Source organism: Neotabrizicola shimadae (assembly GCF_019623905.1).
Classification (GTDB): Bacteria; Pseudomonadota; Alphaproteobacteria; order Rhodobacterales; family Rhodobacteraceae; genus Neotabrizicola; species Neotabrizicola shimadae.
In genome coordinates, this window is record NZ_CP069370.1 from 1,681,974 (window position 1) to 1,700,478 (window position 18,505).

Consider the following 18,505-nt stretch of genomic DNA (forward strand, 5'->3'; position numbering starts at 1 on the left):
ACACAAAATATGATCAAAACGGGGAGCACGAGATGAAACTGAGCCGCCGCACGGCACTTGTCACCTTGGGCAGCGCCTTGGCGATGCCTTGGGTCCGCCCGTCCTGGGCGCAATCGGGCAGCGTGAACGTCTACAACTGGGCCGATTACATCGGCGAGACGACGCTGGATGATTTCACCGCCGCAACCGGCATCGGGGTCAACTACGACCTCTATGGCAGCGCCGAAGAGATGCAGGCCAAGATGCTGGCGGGCTCCACCGGCTATGACGTGGTGGTGATGGCGGGCCAGTCCATGCCGCAGTTCAACAAGGCGGGCATCTATCAGGTGCTGGACCGTTCGAAGCTGCCGAACTGGAAGAACCTTGATCCCGAGATCATGAAGATCGTCGAAGGCTACGATCCGGGCAACGAGCACAGCGTGCCCTACATGTGGGGCTCGGTCGGGTTCACCTTCAACCTGGACATGGTGAAGGAACGTCTGCCCGATGCCGACCTTTCGGACCTGGGAACGATCTTCAACCCCGAGAACGCGGCCAAGCTGGCGGATTGCGGGATCTCGATCCTCGATAGCCCGACCGACATTGGCTATGCGGTGATGAGCTGGCTGGGCATCGACCCGAACAAAGCAGGACCGGCGGAGTATGCGCGGCTGATCGAGGCGTTCAAGCCGATCCGCGAGTACATCACGACCTTCGACAACGGCAACTACCTGAACACCATCCCGAATGGCGAGCTGTGCGTCGCGAACACCTGGTCGGGCGACTACGCCGTGGCCAAGGCCCGCGCGGCAGAGGCCGGGATCGAGATGAACCTGGCCTACCATGTGCCCAAGACCGGTGCCCCGGCGTGGTTCGATCTGCTGGCCATCCCGGCCGATGCGCCCAGCACCGACAACGCGTACAAGTTCATCGACTTCATGATGCAGCCCGAGGTCATTGCGGCGGCAACCAACTTCACCGGCTATGCCAACGCGAATGCCGCGGCGAAGCCTTTTGTCGATCCGGCCATCCTGAACGACCCGGCGATCTACCCCGACCACGATACGCTGAGCCGGATGTACACGCCGTTGCCGATGACCGACGAACAGGAGCGTGACCTGACGCGCGCCTGGGCCGAAATCAAGGCCGGCTGACAAAGTGGCGGCCAATGCGGAGGCGGCCCCGCAGGCCGCACAGCCCTTCCTGCGGATCGAAGGGGTCTCGAAGCGCTTCGGCACGTTCGAGGCCGTGAAGAAGGTGAACCTCGACATCCGGAAGGGCGAGATCTTCGGCCTTCTAGGCGGGTCCGGATGCGGCAAGACCACGCTTCTGCGGATGCTGGCCGGGTTCGAGGTGCCGACCGAAGGCCGCATCTTCCTGGACGGCCAAGACCTTGGCGCGGTTCCACCCTGGGACCGCCCGGTGCACATGATGTTCCAATCCTACGCGCTTTTCCCCCACATGACGGTGGAAAAGAACGTGGGCTACGGGTTGAAGCACGAGAAGATGTCCGATGCGGAACGTCGCGACCGTGTGCGCGCGATGCTGGACCTGGTGAAGCTGACCGAGTTCGCGCAGCGCAAGCCGCACCAGATCTCGGGTGGCCAGCGCCAGCGCGTCGCCCTTGCGCGCGCGCTGGCGCGACAGCCGAAACTTCTTCTGCTGGACGAGCCGCTTGCCGCGCTGGACAAGAAGCTGCGCGAACACACCCAGTTCGAGCTGATGTCGATCCAGGACCGAACGGGCGTGACCTTCATCGTGGTCACCCATGACCAGGAGGAGGCGATGACGCTGTCGAACCGCATCGCGGTGATGGACCGCGGCGTGGTGAAACAGGTGGGAAGCCCGACCGAGATCTACGAATACCCCAAGAGCCGGTTCGTTGCCGGGTTCATCGGGTCGATCACGACCTTCGCAGGCCGTGTGGCCGAGATCCATGGCCAGACCAGCAAGGTCGAAATCGCCGATCTGCGCATGGTAATCGAGGCGCGGTCCATCCCTGGACTGGGCGTCGGGCAGGATGTGACCGTGGCGCTGCGACCCGAGAAGATCCGCCTGACGCGGCACGAACACCAGGGGCCGAATGTCATTGCCGGGCAGGTGCATGACATCGCCTATTTCGGCAAGGACAGCCTGTACCGCATCACACTGCCCACGGGTGCCATGATCTCGGTCCATGCCGTGAATGCCCATCGCACCGGCGAATGGGCGGCAAGCTGGGAAGACCCGGTCTGGCTGTCCTTCGATCCGGCCTCGGCCATCCTGTTGACGGAGTAGGCCATGACCTCGCCGTCGCATGACAGCCGGCTTGCGCAGTGGTTCCACCGGCGCGGCTGGTCCGACATCACCATCGCCATTCCCTATGGCTGGCTGCTGCTGTTCTTCCTGGTGCCCTTCGTCATCGTTGTGGCGATGAGCGTGGCGACCCGCACGCCGACCGCGCCCCCCTTCGGCTTTGGCGGAGAACATCCCTGGGTGAACCTGACCGGCTATCAGCGGCTCTTCACCGATGACCTCTACATCCGGGCCTTCCTGACCTCGCTGACCAACGCTGCGGCTGCCACGGTGTTCTGCCTGCTGATCGGCTATCCGATGGCGCTTGGCCTGACGCGGGTGTCGAAGGGCTGGCGCAACATCCTTCTGATGCTGGTGATCCTGCCATTCTGGACCTCGTTCCTGTTGCGCGTCTATGCCTGGATGGGGCTGATGGGATCGTCCAGCTGGTTCAACAAGATGCTGACGGGTGCCTGGAATGGGCTGGTGCCGGTGGACTGGGCGGTGAAGTCCATTCCCATGATGCACACGAACTTCGCGGTCGTGCTGGTCATGGTCTACACCTACCTGCCCTTCATGATCCTGCCCTTGTTCGCCAATCTGGAACGGCTTGACCCCACGCTGGACGAGGCGGCGATGGACCTGGGCACCCGGCCGTTCGGGGTTTTCTGGGATGTCACCCTGCCGCAATCCATCCCCGGCATCATCGCGGGGGGCATGCTGGTCTTCATCCCCGCCGCCGGCGAACTGGTGATCCCCTCGCTTGTGGGCGATGCCGGATCGCCCATGATCGGCCGCGTGATTCAGGACGAGTTTTCCTCGGCGCGCGACTGGCCGATGGCTTCGACGGTGGCAGTGGCGCTTCTGATCCTGATGGTCGGGCCGACGATGATTTATTCCCACTTCCAGGGCCGCGCCGAGGCCCGGCCGAAACAGGATGAAGGCCAGCGCGTCACCGACAGCGATCTGGTGACGGGAGCCACGCCATGAAGCGCAGCCCTGTGTTCCTGATCTCGGTCCTGTGTTTCGGCTTCGCCTTCTTCTACATCCCGATCCTGTCGATGATCTTCTTCAGCTTCAACGAAAGCCGTTTGGCGACGGTCTGGGGCGGCTTCTCGACGAAATGGTACGTCGCGCTGTGGAAGAACAAGCAGGTCATGACGGCGCTGATCCTGTCGGTGCAGATCGCGCTTCTGTCGGCGACCTTCGCCACGATCCTGGGCACGATGGCGGGCGTCGCCCTGGCGCGGTTCCGCAAGTTCCGGGGACGGACCTTCTTTTCCGGCATGGTCAACGCGCCGCTGATCATGCCGGAGGTCATCACCGGCATCTCGATGCTGATGCTGTTCATCCTGATGGCCGAAACCGTCGGCTGGCCCGGCGCGCGCGGCTTCACCACCATCACGCTCGCGCACATCACCTTTGCCATGGTCTATGTGACGACCATCGTCCATTCCCGGATGCTTTCGGCTGACCGCTCGATCGAAGAGGCGGCGATGGATCTTGGAAGCCGTCCCTGGCAGGTGATGCGCGACGTGACGCTTCCGGTGATCAGCCCGGCGATCCTGTCAGGCTGGCTTCTGGCCTTTACCATCTCGCTCGACGACGTGGTGATCTCGTCCTTCGTCACCGGGCCGGGCTATACGACCCTGCCGCTGCTGATCTGGTCCAAGGTCAAGCTGGGGGTGACGCCCGACATCAACGCGCTGGCCACGATCATCGTGGTGACGGTGGCGGTGGTGGTGGCGATTGCCGGAACGGTAATGGCCCGCGCCGAACGCCGTCGTGCCGCCGAAGAGCGGCTGGCCTATCGCGACAATGGGTGACCCTTTGACCGACCCGATCCTGCAAGAGCTTGCAACGCCGCTTGGCCTGCCCGGTTCAGGCCGGCGGCGCTATGGCGCGGCCATGGCGCTGCACCGGCGCGGCGAGATTTCCGCGGCGGTGCTGGAAGCCTACCGCATCGCCTCGGCGCTGGACACCCAGGACCCGGCGCAGATCCTGGCGGCCGAGGGGCTGGCTGTGCCTGCCCTGCCCACGCCGGACGCCGCATCGGCAATCCGCAGCCTGGTGGACGAGGCCGACATCTACCTTGCCACCCTGCCCGGCCCCGGCGTGGCAGAGGTCCGCGCCGGCATAGCCCAGGCGCGCGGCAGAGCGGTGAACATACCGCAGGGCGGGACCAATCCGACCGTGGCCGCGCATCTGGCCACGGCGCTGGAGGAACTGCGTCCAACGCATCCCGCCATGGCCCAGGCCATCGCCGCCGCCGCGCCGCACCTGGACTGGATCACCTACGACGCCTACCCGCGCGACCAGATCGGCCCTGCCTTCGCCGATGGCCACGCCTTCGCCTCGCTGATCGGCGCCGGCTCACCGATCCCGGCCGAGGATTTCGACTTCGGCCTGTTCCTCATCGCGCCTCATGTCCTGTACCGCGATCACAACCACGCCGCGCCCGAGTTGTATGCCCCCCTGACCGGCCCGCATGGCTGGCGCTTCGGGCCGGGCGAGCCGCTGGTCGTGAAACCCGCGCACCAGCCGGTCTGGAACGACCCGTTCCGCCCGCATTGCACAAAAGTCGGGCCGGTGCCCTTCCTTTGCCTCTTCGGCTGGACGCGCGACGTGAACGAAACCGCCCGCGTGCTTCCCGCGCCCGACTGGCCCGAACTAGAGGCTCTGCGCCTTGGCTGACACCGTTCTGCACAACGCCCGCATCCGCACGATGGATCCGACCCGGCCCTTTGCCACCTGGATGCTGATGCAGGGCGGGCGCATCGCGGCGCTTGGCTCTGGCAGTGCGCCCGGTGCCCGCCACAGGATCGACGCGGGCGGCCGGCTGGTCCTTCCGGGCTTTCAGGACGCGCATATCCACCTTTTGTCCGGCGGGCTGGATCTTGCCACAGCGGCCTACCTCTACGAGGTGACGGGCGAGGACGAGCTGATCGCCACGCTGCGGGCCCATGCCTTGGCAAAGGCGGACATGGCCATGATCCTGGGCTCGGGCTGGCAGGCGGGGGTCTTCGGCGACCACAACCTGACGGCACGCGTCCTTGACCGCGCGGCCACCGACCGGCCGATGCTGATCTATGACAGCTCGTTCCACAACGCCTGCCTGAACAGCCGCGCCATCGAGATGGCAGGCGTGCAAGACATGCCCGACCCGCCCAACGGCCATATCGTCCGCGACGCGCAGGGCCGCGCGACGGGGATGCTGCACGAAGAGGTCATCCCACTGGTGCTGGACCGGCTGCCCCCCATGACCGACGACGACTGGATGACGGGCCTGCGCGAAGGCCAGGCCCATGCCAACCGCCACGGCATCACCGGGGTTCTGGATGCCCGCATCACCGAGCAGGAGGAACGGATCTACCGCCAAGCCGCCCTGGATGGCGCATTGACGCTGCGCGTGGCCGGCACCGCCTGGGTGACCGAGGCCGACACGCCTGAAACGGCTGTTGCCCGCCTCTCCGCCTGGCGCGCGGCGAATCCCGGGCCGGATTTCCACGTTCATTCCGCCAAGTTCTTCATGGATGGCGTGTACGAGAACCGCACGGCGGCGAACCTTTCGCCCTACGCCGACGCCCAGGGCGGCAACGCGCCCTGCATGTTCGGCGCCGACCAGACAAGGGCGCTGATGACCGCCCTCGATGCCGCGCGATTTGCCATCCACGTCCATGTCATCGGCGATGCTGCAGCCCGGCGCGCCATCGAAGGGCTGGAGTCCGCCCGCGCCGCCAACGGACCCTGGCCCTCGCAGCACCAATTGGCGCACCTGCAGCTCGTGGACCCGGCCGACATCGCACGCCTGGCGGGGCTTGCCACCGCCAATGTCCAGCCGCTGTGGGCGCGGTTCGAGCCGCCCTACTCCGACCCGTCGCTGGCGATGATCGGCCAGGCGCGATGGACGGATGTCTATGCCTTCCGCAGCATGATCGACGCGGGGGCCGACTGGTGCCTGTCGTCGGACTGGGCGGTCTCGACCCTGAACCCGTTCGAGATCATCGAGACCGCCATCACCCGGCAGAAACGCAAGGACGACGATCCCGAGCCACCCTTCTTCGCCGACCAGGCTCTGACCATCGAGGAATGCGTGCAGGGATACACGGTGAACGCCGCCCGGGCCTGCTGGCGGGACGGCTTCACCGGGATGCTGCGCCCCGGCTTCTCGGCTGATGCCATCATTCTGGACCGCGATATCTTTGCCTGCCCGGCCGACGAGATCTCGCAGACCGCGGTCGAACTGACGCTCTTCAAGGGTCAGGAGGTTCACCGGGCAGAGGGGTTCGCCGGGTGAAACCGAGAGGCCGGTTTTTTTGCAAACATCCCGATCCTTCGCCAATGGATCGAAGCGCAGCGTTCTCGCAGAAGACCCTTCGCCGTCAGGACGCGTCAGTAGGGCTTGTCCGTCACCGGCCCCAACCGGAAATCGCGGAACAGCACCTCCAGCCCCGCGCGCGAGGGCGAGCAGGTCATCGGCCCGACCTTCGCCGGCAAGTCGGCCGGGTAATGCGCGAGGCGGACCATCTTCCAGTCGGCGCCATCCCGATACTGAACCCAGACGGCATCCGAAGATCGCGTCAGCCGCAGAGTGACCGCGCCCGTCAGTTGGGGAAGTGCCACCTGGCTCCAGTCCGACCGGCCCAGCGTGACCACCACCGCCAGATGGGCCATGCCGTTCACATGCTCGATGCCCGCCTTGATCCATTGGCTTTCATCGGTGCGCAGCATCAGCCCGGCCTGATCGTATTGCGCCTGCCAATCGGCCTCGAAGGTGACCTCGGCGGTGAAGGGGCCATCCGTCTCGGCCAGAAGAGCATGGCCGTCGTCATGCACGAAACCGTAAAAGGTGCGGCGCCAGAAGTCCTGACGATCCCCCGTCACCACCCGCAGCGCACCGCCCGCCTCCTCGGCGACCGGCGGCGGGTTGATCCATTCCAAGCCTTGCGTCCAGCCCATGCTGTATCCTCCCTTTCTCACAGGATGTCTGGGCCGCGCCCTGCCTTCAACCCCCTGTCCGGAGGCCCAAGATGAGCGAAGACCATTACCCCGCCCGCATGATCGCCATGCTGGAGGCGATCTGGGGCGAGGGCTTCCTGTCTCCCGGCGGCCGGGACGAGGTGGCGCGGGTGATCGGCGCGCATGACATCGCCGGGGCCGCGGTGCTGGACATCGGCTGCGGTGCGGGCGGCATCGACGAGGCGCTGGTGGCCGTGCATGGCGCGGGGTTCGTGACGGGCATCGATGTGGAAGACCCGGTGCTGACCCATGCCCGCGGGCTCGTGGATCGGGCGGGCCTTTCCGCGCGCATCGGCCTCGTCAAGGTCGCACCCGGCCCCCTGCCCTTTCCGCCCGGCACCTTCGACGTGGTTTTCTCCAAGGACTCCATCGTCCACATCCCCGACAAGCACAGCCTGATGGCCGAGGTGTTCCGGGTGTTGAAGCCGGGCGGGCGGTTCCTGGCCTCGGACTGGCTGATCGGGCATGACGACGCGCCCTCGCCCCTGATGGCCGAGTATATCGCCGCCGAGGGGCTGGATTTCGGCATGGCCTCGCCCGGCCGCTACCGCGATGCGATGGCGGCGGCGGGGTTCGAGGGGGTGGAGGTCATCAGCCGGAACGCCTGGTACCGCCAGACCGCGCGGGCCGAGCTGGAGCGGCTGAGGGGACCGGTGGGGACAGCGGCGGCAAAGGTCGTGGGGCAGGACTTCGTGGACCAGAACATCGGCATCTGGGAGAGGATGATCCCGGTGCTGGACCTGGGCGAGCATTGCCCGACCCATCTGCGGGCGGTGAAGCCCCGGCATTGACCGGGGCGCGGGCAGCGGCGAAGCTTGGGCCAAACCGGAGTGCGCCCCATGACCCGCCTTGCCAAAGCCCTGTCCCTGATCGACGCGGCCAACGCCGCCGACCCGACGCTGGAGGACGGGCGGCCGGCTGCGCTCCTCTACGGGGAGCGGATGACGGCGGAGCTGGGGCGGCTGGTGCCCGATGCTTCGGAGGTGCTGCAGGTCGCGGCCAGGGGGCAGCATGTGGAGCGCTGGCTCCTGCCCCGGTCGGCCTATCCGGAGGGCAAGGCGGGCTATCTGGACTGGCGGCGGGAACAGGGTCGGCGGCATGGCCTGCGGGTCGCGGGGATCATGGCCGAGGCGGGCTATCCGGCAGAGGATCAGGACCGGGTGGGGGTCCTGCTGCGGAAGGAGGGGATCAAGCGGGACGCCGAGGTGCAGGCGCTGGAGGACGTGATCTGCTTCACCTTCATCCGCTGGTACCTGGGGGCCTTTGCCGCGACCAGGACGCCGGAGGAGATGGTCGAGATCGTGGGCAAGACCGCCCGGAAGATGTCGGCCGGGGGGCGGGCGCGGGCGCTGGAGGAGTTCCCGATGCCGCCGGACTGGGCCGCGGCCTTTCGGGCCGCCTGAGGGCGTCCGAGCTCGGACGCTTTCTCGGACGAAATGATATCAATGGCTTGCCAAACCGCATTAACGAATCGTCAAGACTCGTCCCCGCGACCTTTGGCCGATTGGCGACTGTCCCCCTGCCCTGTAGCATGGCGCTGTTCCGGATTGACCGGGACGGCTCGCCCGTCAGGCCCCGTGGCCGCAAGGGCGTGGAGGAGGAGCGCACCCCATGCTGCACATCGACCTGCCAACCCGTGGCGAGATCCTGAAACTGGCCGAGGTGCGGGGCGGTCCCTGCGTTTCGATCTATGTGGCCACCACCCCCCTGACCGAACATGCCCAGCAGGACCGGATCGAACTGAAGAACCTGATGCGCGATGCCCTGGGTCAGTTGGAGGCGGCAGACACGCCCAAGCGCACGCTGGCGCGGATCGAAGAAGCGGTGGCCGGAGTGATCGCCGACGATGACTTCTGGGCCTATCAGGCCAACAGCCTGGCGCTGTTCGTCACGCCCGAGACGCTGACCAGCTTCCGGCTGGCGAACAAGCTGCAAAGCATGGTCGAGGTTTCGGACCGCTTCCATATAAAGCCGCTGTTGCGCGCGGTGGCTTTCCCCCATGAAGCCTTTGTGCTGGCGATCAGCATGGGGGGGGTGCGCCTGGTCGAGGTGTCGGCCGATCTGCCGCCGCATCCGGTGGCGGTACCGGGCCTGCCAAAGGACATGGCCGACGCGCTTGGCCGGCGCAGCCACGGCGAGCGCACCGGCGCCGGCACGGGCGGCGAGAGCCAGAGCGAACATGCGCTGCTGACGCGGTTCTCGCGCGCAGTGGACCAGGCCCTGCGTCCGGTGCTGACGGGCAGCGAGCGCCCGCTGATCGTGGCGGCGGCCGAACCCTTGGCCTCGATCTTCCGCGCGACCTCCAGCTATCCGCTGGTGGCGGGCGAGGTGATTGCCGGATCTGCCGACCACAGACCGGATCATGAGCTTTCCGCCGCGGCACGCAGCATCCTGGACGGGCTGCACGCGGCCGAGCTTGCGCGGCTGGCCGCCCTGTATGCGGACCGCGCCGGCGAGGGGCGGGCCACGACGGATATTGCGGCGGCAGCGCGGGCGGCGACCTTTGGCGCCATCGACACGCTGATCGTGGACATGGACCAGGTGGTGCCGGGCACGGTGGATGCCGATGGTGTGGTGACCTTTGCCGCCGCGGCAGGCGCGGGCAATTACGGCGTGGTGGACGAAATCGCCAGCCGGGCGCTGAAATCCGGTGCGCGGGTCATCGCGGCGCGGGCCGGCGACGTGCCGGGCGGCGGGTCTTTGGCCGCGATCCTGCGCTATGCGATCTGAAACCGGTCGCCGGGCGGGGCGAGGGCCTCAGCCCGGCGGACCGCTCGGCCGGGTGAGGATGAACACCGCCACCGCCGCGACGATGGCGAGATGCACCCCCACCAGCAGGGGCGACAGCCCCATCAGCCAGCCGATCACGACAGAGGCCGACATCATGCCGACCGAAAGCGCCTTGGCCCAGGGGGCAATGGCGCCGTAATCCTGCCAGTTCAGGATGATCGGCCCGAATTGCGGATGCGCCAGAAGCCAGGCATGCAGCCGCTCGGACGATCGCGAAAAGGCCAGCGCCGCCAGAATGATGAAGGGCGCGGTCGGCATGATGGGCAGAAACAGCCCGATCACGCCAAGCGCCAGGGCAAGACAGCCCAGAACAAACCAGAGGGTGCGCAACGTCGTGCTCCTGCCCGATGGGGCCTCTTGCAATTTCCGATATATTTTGTCAACTAAAGCTGTCCAGCCCTGAGCCAGACTGAACCCTGCTTGGCGAAAGGCGCAAGACATGTCTCCCGATTTCCTTCTGTCCCTCGATTCCCTGGCGCGTCTGATCGGCTTCGGACTTCCGCCCGGCCTGCGCGCGCTGTTCGGCGCGGTGGAACCGCCCCCGCCCTCGGATCGTGCGCGGGAGGCACGGGCATGAAGGCGGATACGGTTGGGCAAGAGGCCGCAGACGGGCTGTTGCCGGTGCTGCGTGAACTGTGCCGCGGCGCGGGGGCGGACGGTAGCCTGCCGCTGACGCCGCGCGCACTTCATGCTGCGCGTGAGGCCTGGGGCGCGGCGGCGCTGCTGCGTCTGTCGGGCATCGCGCGGGTTCTGGGCGAGGTGCGGCTGTCGCGGCGGGCGGTGTTTCACTATTCCAACCCCGATTGCCCCTGCTGCCGCCACAAGCTCACGCCGAACGAGCGCGCTTTCCTGTCGCTGGTACGCGCCGGCATCGCCGGCCAGAAGACGGCCGCGACCGGCGCGGCGCTGATCCTGACCGAGGGCGGGCCGGTGGAGCCCGCGCGCAACGCGGCTCTGGCGCTGCGCGGGGTCTGGAGCGCGGGGCCGGTCTGAGGCCGGAGACCCGGACTCAGAACTCCACGCCCGGTTGGGCCTTGATGCCCGACCGGAAGGGGTGCTTCACCAGCGTCATCTCTGTGACCAGATCGGCCGCTTCGACCAGCGCCTCGGGCGCGCCGCGCCCGGTGAGCACGACATGGGTGAGCGGCGGCTTTTCGGCGGCGAGGAAGGCCAGCACCTCGGCGGTGTCGAGATAGCCGTAGCGTAGCGCGATGTTGATCTCGTCCAGCAGCACGAGGCGGATGGACGGATCGCGGATCAGCTCTTTCGCCTTGTCCCAGCCGCGCGCGGCGGCGGCGATGTCACGGGTCTTGTCCTGGGTTTCCCAGGTGAAGCCCTCGCCCATGGCGTGAAACTGGCAGAGATCGCCGAAATGGGTGGTCAGAAGGCGGCGCTCGCCGGTGTCCCAGGCGCCCTTGATGAACTGCACCACGGCACAGGGCATCTGATGCGCGATGCAGCGCAGGATCATGCCGAAGCCGGACGAGGACTTGCCCTTGCCGGTGCCGGTATGGACGATGACCAGCCCCTTCTCGCCCGACTTGGTGGCCATGATCTTGTCGCGCGCGGCCTTCTTCTTGGCCATCTTGGTGGCGTGGCGGGCAAGCTCGGCCTCGGTCGCCTCGGGGCCGGGGGCGGCTTCGGTGTCGGGCTCTTCACTCATTGCGGCGTTCCTTGTCCTTGACTCCGGCGTCCCCCGTGGCAAGAGGGGGCGGTGCTGGTTCCTGTCCTAGGGCAGGCGAAGAGGGAATGCGACAGGGAAGCGACGCTTCCTGAAGCGCAGCCGCCCCCGCGACCGTGACCGGAGAGGCCCCGTTGCCACTGGCAGTTTGCCGGGAAGGTGGGGGCCGGGGGGTGTTGCCCCGCTCCGCAAGCCGGGAGACCTGCCAGCGCGAAGGAGTTGAACCGGCGGACGGGGTGTTCCGCGGCGGGACGGCCGGTTGCGCCGCGCTGCCTATCCCCGTTTCGCCGAAGGAGTGGATATGGCGGTCCTGTCCGTCTGCATCACCTGCAAGGCCGGCACAGCTGTGGCCGAGGGCGAGCCCTGCCCCGGCGCGCGGCTGCATGCGGCGCTTCAGCCGGGCGTGCCGGGCGTGCGCGTGGTGGCGGTGGAGTGTCTGTCGGTCTGCGACCAGGGCTGTTCGGTGGCCCTGTCCGGTGCGGGACGCTGGACCTATGTCTATGGCCGGATGAGCGAGGCCGATGCGCCCGCCATCCTGGAGGGCGCCGCGAAATATGCAGGATCGGCCGATGGGCTGGTGCCCTGGCGGGAGCGGCCCGAGATTTTCCGCAAGCGGGTGGTCGCCCGCGTTCCCCCCATTTCGCAGGAGGCCGCCGAATGAGCGATCTGTCCAAGACCCCCGTCACCGTGATCACCGGCTTCCTGGGCAGCGGCAAGACCACGCTGATCCGCCACCTGATGCAGAACCCGCAAGGGCGGCGGCTGGCGGTGCTGGTGAACGAGTTCGGCACGGTGGGGGTGGATGGCGACATCCTGAAATCCTGCGCCGACGAGAACTGCCCGGAGGAGAACATCGTGGAACTGGCCAACGGATGCATCTGCTGCACCGTGGCCGAGGATTTCATCCCGACGATGGAGGCGCTGCTGGCGCGGCCCAACCGGCCCGATCACATCCTGATCGAGACCTCGGGCCTGGCGCTGCCCAAGCCCTTGCTGAAGGCCTTCGACTGGCCGGCGATCCGGTCGCGCATCACGGTGGACGGCGTGGTGACGCTGGCCGATGCCGAGGCGGTGGCGGCGGGGCGGTTCGCGCCGGACGAAGCGGCGGTGGCGGCGCAGGCGGAGGCTGACCCCGGCGTGGACCACGAGACGCCCTTGAGCGAGGTGTTCGAGGACCAACTGGCCTGCGCCGACCTGGTTCTGCTGACCAAGGCGGATCTGGCGGGCGAAACGGGGCTGGCCGCGGCGCGGGCGGTGATCGAGGCCGAGGCGCCGCGCAAGCTGCCGATCCTGCATGTGACCGACGGCGCGGTGGACCCGCGCGTGCTTCTGGGGCTGAACGCGGCGGCCGAGGATGACTTGGCCGCGCGGCCCTCGCACCATGACGGCATGGACGACCACGAGCACGACGATTTCAACTCGGTGGTGGTGGAGTTGCCCGAGGTGGCCGACCCGGAGCTGCTGGCCGAAGCCGTGCGGCGGCTGGCGCGCGAACTGAACATCCTGCGGGTGAAGGGCCATGTCGCGGTGGCGGGCAAGCCGATGCGGCTTCTGGTGCAAGCGGTGGGCGAACGGGTGCGGCACCAGTACGACCGGCCCTGGGGCGCCAGCCCCCGCCTGTCGCAGCTGGTGGTGATCGCCGAGCGCGCCGACATTGACGAGGCCGCGATCCGGGCGGTGCTGGGGGCCTGATGCACGTCGTCTTCCGGGAAAGCCACGGGCTGGAAGGGACGGAAACGCCCTTCGATCTGGGTCAGGATCCCGCTGACCTGGTGGCCTTGAGCTTTTCCGACAGCGACCTTGGCGCGCTGGCCGCCGGCTGGCACCGCGCCAAGGCCAGCGCGCCGCTGCCCACCTTGCGGCTGGCGAACCTTGTCGCCCTGAAGCACCCCCTGTCGGTCGATACCTGGGCAGACCGCACGCTTCCCGGCGTGAAGGGCGTCATGGTGCGGGTGATCGGGGGCGAGCCCTACTGGGCCTATGGCCTGGCCACGCTGGCCGATCTGGCCCGCAAGCGGGGCTTTGCGCTGGCCGTTCTGCCGGCCGATGGCCGCCCGGATGCGCGGCTGGACGAATTGTCCACCCTGCCGGTCTCGACCCTGCGGCGGCTTTCGGCGCTGATGGAAGCGGGCGGCGCGGTCGCTGCGCAGGCGGCGCTGGCGCAGATGGCGCTGGCGGCGGGGCTCTATGCCGGGCCGGTGATGGGGGCGAAGTCGGTGCCCGATTTCGGCCTCTACGACCCGGCGGCGGGGGTTGTGACCGCGTTTCCCGAAGGCCCGCTCGCACTCGTCTCCTTCTACCGCAGCTACCTGACCGCCGGCGATACCGCGCCGGTCGATGCGCTGATCGAGGGACTGCGCCAACGCGGGATGGCTGCGATCGGCCTCTTCGCAACCTCACTGAAGGCGCCAGGCTTCCGCGACTGGCTGGCCGACGCCCTACCCCGCGCTCCGGAGGTCATCGTCAACGCCACCGCCTTCTCGGCCCGGGGCGACGACGGCACGACCCCCTTCGACGGCTGGGACTGCCCTGTGTTCCAGGTTGCGCTGTCTACCGCGCGCCGGCGGGACTGGGCCGCCTCGGACCGCGGCCTGTCGCCCGCTGACCTCGCCATGCATGTCGTGCTGCCCGAGGTGGATGGCCGCCTGTTCGCCGGGATCGTCAGCCACAAGTCGCCGGGCCGGCGCGACCCCGACCTGCAGTTCAGCCGCTTTGCCCATCGGACAGACCCGCAGGCGCTGGAGGCCGCGCTGGACCGGATTCTTGCGCATCATCGCCTCGCCCGTCTTGCGCCGCAGGACAAGCGGCTGGCGGTGATCCTGTCCTCCTACCCCGGCCGGGCGCATAACCTGGCCCATGCCGTCGGGCTGGACGCACTGGCCTCGACCGAGGCGCTCATGGCCGACCTCGCGGCAACCGGCCATGACTGCGCGCCGGTTCCCGACCTGGCGGCGCATCTGCATGTTCTGGCCACAGATACCCCGTGGGGGCCAGGTGGGCTGGAATCCCCCCCTGCGCAGTCCGAAACCTGGCCGGTGGCCACCTATCGCGAAGCCATCGCCACCTTGCCCGAAACGCTGCAAGCCCAGCTTCATGGCGCCTGGGGCGTGCCCGAAGATGACCCGGCGGTCGCGGAGGGCGCCTTCCGCTTTCCGGCGATCCGCTCTGGCAAGGTGCTCATCGCGCTGCAACCGGAACGCGGCGAAACCGCGGTCCGGGACGCCGAGTATCACGACTTGTCCCGCGTGCCGCGCCATGCCTATGTCGCGTTCTACCTGTGGCTTCGGGCGCAGGGCATCGACGCGCTGGTGCACATGGGCGCGCATGGCACGCTGGAATGGCTTCCGGGCAAGTCCGTGGCGCTTGGCCCCGACTGCTGGCCCGAGGCGCTGACCGGGGCCACACCTGTGATCTACCCCTTCATCGTCAACGATCCCGGCGAGGCGGCGCAGGCCAAGCGGCGGATCGGGGCGATCACAATCGGCCACCTCCCGCCGCCCCTTGCTCTGGCGAGCCTGCCCGAAGGGCTGGCGAGCCTGGAGCGGCTTCTGGACGAATACTCCACCGCCGACGGTCTGGACCCCGCCCGCCGCGACCGGCTGATCGCCGATATTCGGGCCGAGGCGCGAGCGAGCGGCGTGGAGGAGGACCTGGGCCTGCCGAAGGGCGCCAGCATGGCCGAAGCGATCACCCGGATCGACCGCTTCGTCTGCGACCTGAAGGAAAGCCAGTATGGCGAGGGGTTGCATGTCTTTGGCCGGGGCGCCTGCGGCGAGCAGGAGCACGAGGGGCTGATGGCGGCGCTTTCGGGCCGCAAGGTCGCGCCGGGCCCGGCGGGTTCGCCCAACCGGGGGCGCAGCGACGTGCTGCCCACCGGGCGCAACCTCTTTGCCGTCGATCCGCGCGCGGTGCCGACGAAGGGCGCCCATGCGCAGGGCGTGAAGATGGCCGAAGAGCTTTTGCGCCGCCACCTGCAGGATCAGGGCGACTGGCCGAAGGGTCTGATCGTGGACCTCTGGGGCAGCGCCACCATGCGCACCGCGGGCGAGGATTTCGCCATGGCCCTGCACCTCGCGGGCCTCACGCCGCAATGGGATGCGGGCTCGGGCCGGGTCTCGGGTTTTGTCGTGATCCCGCCGACCGAGCTGGGCCGGCCGCGCATCGACGTGACATTGCGCGTCTCGGGCCTGTTCCGCGACATCTTCCCGGGCCTTGCGCAACTGTTCGAGGCCGGGGCCGAGGCGCTCGCCGCACGCGATTGGGAGGGCGAGGAGAACCCCTACATCGCGCGCGAGGCCAGGGTCTTCGGGCCGAAGCCCGGCGCCTATGGGCTTGGCATGGGCGCGATGCTGGACGAGTTCACCGAAGAAGCGCGGGCGGCGGCGGGCGAGGCCTGGCTTGCGGCCTCCTCCTTCGCCATCGGCGCGGACGGCACGTCGCGCCCGGACCGCAAGGGGATCGAGGCGCGGGTGAAGGGGGCGGATGCCTTTGTCCATGCGCAGGATCTGGGCGAAAGCGACGTGCTGCTGGCCGCCGACTATGCCGCGCACGAAGCGGGTGTGGCGGCGGCGGCGCGGGTGCTGACCGGCCGCGCGCCGGCGCTCTATCATCTGGACATCACCAAGGCCGATGCGCCCCGCGCGCGGACGCTGACTGAAGAGATCGCCCGGGTGGCGCGCGCGCGCGCGGCCAATCCGGCCTGGGCCGGGGGCATGATGGCCCATGGCTTCCGCGGCGGCGCCGAGATTGCCGCGACGCTGGAGCATATGGCGGCCTTTGCCCATCTGGCCGGCGTGGTGCCCTCGCATCTGTTCGACCTTTACCACGAGGCGACGCTCGGCCGCGACGAGGTGCGGGAGTTCCTTGCCCGCGAGAACCCCGGCGCGCTGGCGGCGATGGAGGACATGTTCCGACGGCTGGCGGAGGCGGGGCTTTGGGTCACGCGGCGCAACTCCATTGCCGTGTCGCTTCAGGTCGGGGCTCTGGAGGTCGGGCGATGAGCTTCGACGTGAAAGGCTGGTGCCCCGGCGCGCTGCGCCCGATGGAATCGGGCGATGGCTGGGTGGTGCGCGTGCGCGTGCCGGGCGGACGAATGACGCCCGAGCAGGCGCGTGGCATCGCGGCAGCGGCGGCGCGGCATGGGAATGGGCTGATCGACCTGTCGGCCCGCGCAAATGTGCAGCTGCGCGGCGTGACGATGGAAAGCCACGCGCCGTTGATCGCCGAGTTGCGCGCGCTGGAGCTGATCGACCGCGACGAAAGCGCAGAGGCGCGGCGCAACATCGTGGTGCAGCCGTTCTGGACGGCGGGCGACGGCACCCTGGAGATGGCGACGGCCTTGGCCGAGGCGCTGGCCGCGACCGACCTGCCCTTGCCGGGCAAGTTCGGATTTGCGCTCGATACCGGCGCCCGGCCCGTGCTGCGTGCCCTTTCCTGCGACATCCGGGTGGAGCGTCATGGGCAGGGGTTCCTCGTTCTGGCCGATGGGGCAACGGCGGGCGCCGTGGTGGCAGAGGCCGATGTGACCCAGGCGGCGCTGGACCTGGCACGGTGGTTCGTGGACTCCGGCGGGATCACCGCCGGGCGGGGGCGGATGCGGCCACATCTGGCGCGGGCGGCGCTGCCGGACGCCTTTCGCGCGGCGCCAAGGGCGGATTGCCCGGATCTCGTGGCGAAATCCGGCCCCTGCCCCGGCGGCGCCCTGGTAGCGCTGGCCTTCGGGCAGATGCGGGCCGAGACGCTTGCCGCCCTGTCAGACCACGGCGCGCTGCGCGTGACGCCCTGGCGGATGCTGCTGGTGGAAGGCGTGGCTGCCCCGCCCGCCATCCCCGGGCTGTTGACCGACCCCGAGGATCCGCTGACCCGCGTGGTGGCCTGCACCGGCGCGCCGGGTTGCCCGCAAGCGCGGCAGTCCACGCGCGATCTGGCCGCGCGGCTGGCCCCTGCCGTGCCCGTGGGGCGCTTGCTGCATGTCTCGGGCTGCGCCAAGGGCTGCGCCCATCCCTTCCCCGCCGACTTCACGCTCACCGCGACCGGGGCCGGCTTCGACCTTGTCCGCAACGGCCGGGCCGGCGATGTGGCCCTGGCCCATTCGACGACCGACCAGATCACACCGGAAAGCCTGACCTTCTGATGCCCCATATCTATGAAACCGACGGCGCCGCGATCTATCTGCAAAGCTTCGCCACCATCCGGGCCGAGGCCGAGCTTGCCCGCTTTACCCCCGAGGAAGAGGTGGTTGTGGTGCGCATGATCCATGCCGCGGGCATGGTGGGGCTGGAACGCTTTGTCCGCTTCACCCCCGGCATGGCGGTTGCGGCGCGGGCGGCGCTGGAGGCGGGCGCGCCGATCCTGTGCGATGCGCGCATGGTCAGCGAGGGGATCACGCGTCCGCGCCTGCCGGCGGGAAACCAGGTGATCTGCACACTGCACGATGCGGGCGTGGCGGAACTGGCGCGCGAGATGGGCACGACCCGTTCGGCCGCGGCGCTGGAATTGTGGCGGCCGCATCTGGCGGGATCGGTTGTGGCCATCGGCAATGCGCCGACCGCCCTGTTCCACTTGCTGAACATGCTGGAAGACCCCACCTGCCCGCGCCCCGCGGCGATCATCGGCTGCCCGGTGGGCTTTGTCGGCGCCGCCGAATCCAAGGCCGCGCTGATGGAGGCGCCGCCCTGCCCGGCCGTGATCGTCGAGGGGCGGCTCGGCGGGTCCGCCATAACCGTGGCCGCGGTCAACGCGCTGGCCAGCCGGAAGGAATGA

General features: G+C 68.5%; 19 protein-coding genes and 1 riboswitch. Of the genes, 16 read left to right on the top strand and 3 right to left on the bottom strand.

The features are described from left to right. Nucleotides 1-32: 32 nt before the first annotated feature. The 6 genes from JO391_RS08090 to JO391_RS08115 are packed head-to-tail and all read left to right on the top strand — an operon-like array spanning nt 33 to nt 6,550. The gene (locus JO391_RS08090) at nt 33-1,133 is read left to right on the top strand and encodes a polyamine ABC transporter substrate-binding protein (RefSeq protein WP_220663981.1); all 1,101 of its coding nucleotides are present in this window, start codon (nt 33-35) and stop codon (nt 1,131-1,133) included. 4 nt (nt 1,134-1,137) lie between these two features. Beyond that, nucleotides 1,138-2,256 (top strand): ABC transporter ATP-binding protein, encoded by a 1,119-nt coding sequence (locus JO391_RS08095; RefSeq protein ID WP_220663982.1) that lies wholly within the window; start codon nt 1,138-1,140, stop codon nt 2,254-2,256. Nucleotides 2,257-2,259: 3 nt separating this feature from the next. Continuing rightward, nucleotides 2,260-3,243, top strand: a complete 984-nt coding sequence (locus JO391_RS08100) for an ABC transporter permease (protein WP_220663983.1) — start codon at nt 2,260-2,262, stop codon at nt 3,241-3,243. Continuing rightward, the gene (locus JO391_RS08105; RefSeq protein ID WP_220663984.1) at nt 3,240-4,079 is read left to right on the top strand and encodes an ABC transporter permease subunit; all 840 of its coding nucleotides are present in this window, start codon (nt 3,240-3,242) and stop codon (nt 4,077-4,079) included. Before JO391_RS08100 ends, JO391_RS08105 begins: the two co-directional genes overlap by 4 nt. A gap of 4 nt (nt 4,080-4,083) precedes the next feature. Beyond that, entirely contained in the window at nt 4,084-4,947 is an 864-nt protein-coding gene (locus JO391_RS08110) for a dimethylsulfonioproprionate lyase family protein (RefSeq protein ID WP_220663985.1), read from the top strand. Further along, nucleotides 4,940-6,550: an amidohydrolase gene (locus tag JO391_RS08115; protein WP_220663986.1), complete on the top strand. Its 1,611-nt coding sequence runs from the start codon at nt 4,940-4,942 to the stop codon at nt 6,548-6,550. The genes JO391_RS08110 and JO391_RS08115 overlap by 8 nt, the downstream gene beginning before the upstream one ends. Before the next feature lie 95 nt (nt 6,551-6,645). On the opposite strand, the gene JO391_RS08120 is transcribed toward JO391_RS08115, so the two are convergent. Beyond that, nucleotides 6,646-7,212, bottom strand: a complete 567-nt coding sequence (locus tag JO391_RS08120) for a DUF1349 domain-containing protein (protein WP_220663987.1) — start codon at nt 7,210-7,212, stop codon at nt 6,646-6,648. A gap of 71 nt (nt 7,213-7,283) precedes the next feature. Between JO391_RS08120 and JO391_RS08125 the strand changes: the two genes are divergently transcribed. The 3 genes from JO391_RS08125 (at nt 7,284) to JO391_RS08135 (ending at nt 10,002) form a co-directional block, all read left to right on the top strand. Then, nucleotides 7,284-8,063 (top strand): methyltransferase domain-containing protein, encoded by a 780-nt coding sequence (locus JO391_RS08125; protein WP_220663989.1) that lies wholly within the window; start codon nt 7,284-7,286, stop codon nt 8,061-8,063. Between the two features lie 48 nt (nt 8,064-8,111). Continuing rightward, complete coding sequence (locus JO391_RS08130; protein WP_220663991.1) at nt 8,112-8,675, top strand: DUF4202 domain-containing protein; 564 nt, start codon at nt 8,112-8,114, stop codon at nt 8,673-8,675. 208 nt (nt 8,676-8,883) lie between these two features. Further along, on the top strand, nt 8,884-10,002 hold the full coding sequence (locus JO391_RS08135; RefSeq protein ID WP_220663993.1) for a baeRF11 domain-containing protein: 1,119 nt from the start codon (nt 8,884-8,886) through the stop codon (nt 10,000-10,002). A 27-nt stretch (nt 10,003-10,029) separates the two neighbouring features. Here the strand turns inward: JO391_RS08135 and JO391_RS08140 are convergent, their stop codons facing one another. Beyond that, nucleotides 10,030-10,392: a YbaN family protein gene (locus JO391_RS08140; RefSeq protein WP_220663995.1), complete on the bottom strand. Its 363-nt coding sequence runs from the start codon at nt 10,390-10,392 to the stop codon at nt 10,030-10,032. A gap of 109 nt (nt 10,393-10,501) precedes the next feature. On the opposite strand from JO391_RS08140, the gene JO391_RS08145 reads away from it, so the two are divergent. Together JO391_RS08145 and JO391_RS08150 are read left to right on the top strand one after the other, a co-directional pair. Then, nucleotides 10,502-10,639: a hypothetical protein gene (locus JO391_RS08145; RefSeq protein ID WP_220663997.1), complete on the top strand. Its 138-nt coding sequence runs from the start codon at nt 10,502-10,504 to the stop codon at nt 10,637-10,639. Continuing rightward, complete coding sequence (locus tag JO391_RS08150; protein WP_220663999.1) at nt 10,636-11,055, top strand: hypothetical protein; 420 nt, start codon at nt 10,636-10,638, stop codon at nt 11,053-11,055. Before JO391_RS08145 ends, JO391_RS08150 begins: the two co-directional genes overlap by 4 nt. A gap of 16 nt (nt 11,056-11,071) precedes the next feature. Here the strand turns inward: JO391_RS08150 and cobO are convergent, their stop codons facing one another. Beyond that, the gene (cobO, locus tag JO391_RS08155; RefSeq protein ID WP_220664001.1) at nt 11,072-11,725 is read right to left on the bottom strand and encodes a cob(I)yrinic acid a,c-diamide adenosyltransferase; all 654 of its coding nucleotides are present in this window, start codon (nt 11,723-11,725) and stop codon (nt 11,072-11,074) included. A gap of 38 nt (nt 11,726-11,763) precedes the next feature. Next, a riboswitch (cobalamin riboswitch) is annotated at nt 11,764-11,967 on the top strand. 77 nt (nt 11,968-12,044) lie between these two features. Here cobO and JO391_RS08160 point away from each other — a divergent pair. Genes JO391_RS08160 through JO391_RS08180 form a run of 5 tightly spaced genes read left to right on the top strand, consistent with a single transcriptional unit; the run spans nt 12,045 to nt 18,505 of the window. Then, nucleotides 12,045-12,404, top strand: coding sequence for a DUF1636 family protein (locus JO391_RS08160; RefSeq protein WP_220664003.1), 360 nt, complete (start codon nt 12,045-12,047; stop codon nt 12,402-12,404). Further along, a complete protein-coding gene (cobW, locus tag JO391_RS08165; RefSeq protein ID WP_220664005.1) occupies nt 12,401-13,435 on the top strand; it encodes a cobalamin biosynthesis protein CobW in 1,035 nt (344 codons plus the stop codon). The genes JO391_RS08160 and cobW overlap by 4 nt, the downstream gene beginning before the upstream one ends. Then, the gene (gene cobN / locus JO391_RS08170) at nt 13,435-16,743 is read left to right on the top strand and encodes a cobaltochelatase subunit CobN (RefSeq protein WP_220664006.1); all 3,309 of its coding nucleotides are present in this window, start codon (nt 13,435-13,437) and stop codon (nt 16,741-16,743) included. The genes cobW and cobN overlap by 1 nt, the downstream gene beginning before the upstream one ends. Continuing rightward, nucleotides 16,740-17,876: a precorrin-3B synthase gene (cobG, locus tag JO391_RS08175; protein ID WP_220664007.1), complete on the top strand. Its 1,137-nt coding sequence runs from the start codon at nt 16,740-16,742 to the stop codon at nt 17,874-17,876. The genes cobN and cobG overlap by 4 nt, the downstream gene beginning before the upstream one ends. After that, nucleotides 17,876-18,505: a precorrin-8X methylmutase gene (locus tag JO391_RS08180; protein WP_220664008.1), complete on the top strand. Its 630-nt coding sequence runs from the start codon at nt 17,876-17,878 to the stop codon at nt 18,503-18,505. The genes cobG and JO391_RS08180 overlap by 1 nt, the downstream gene beginning before the upstream one ends.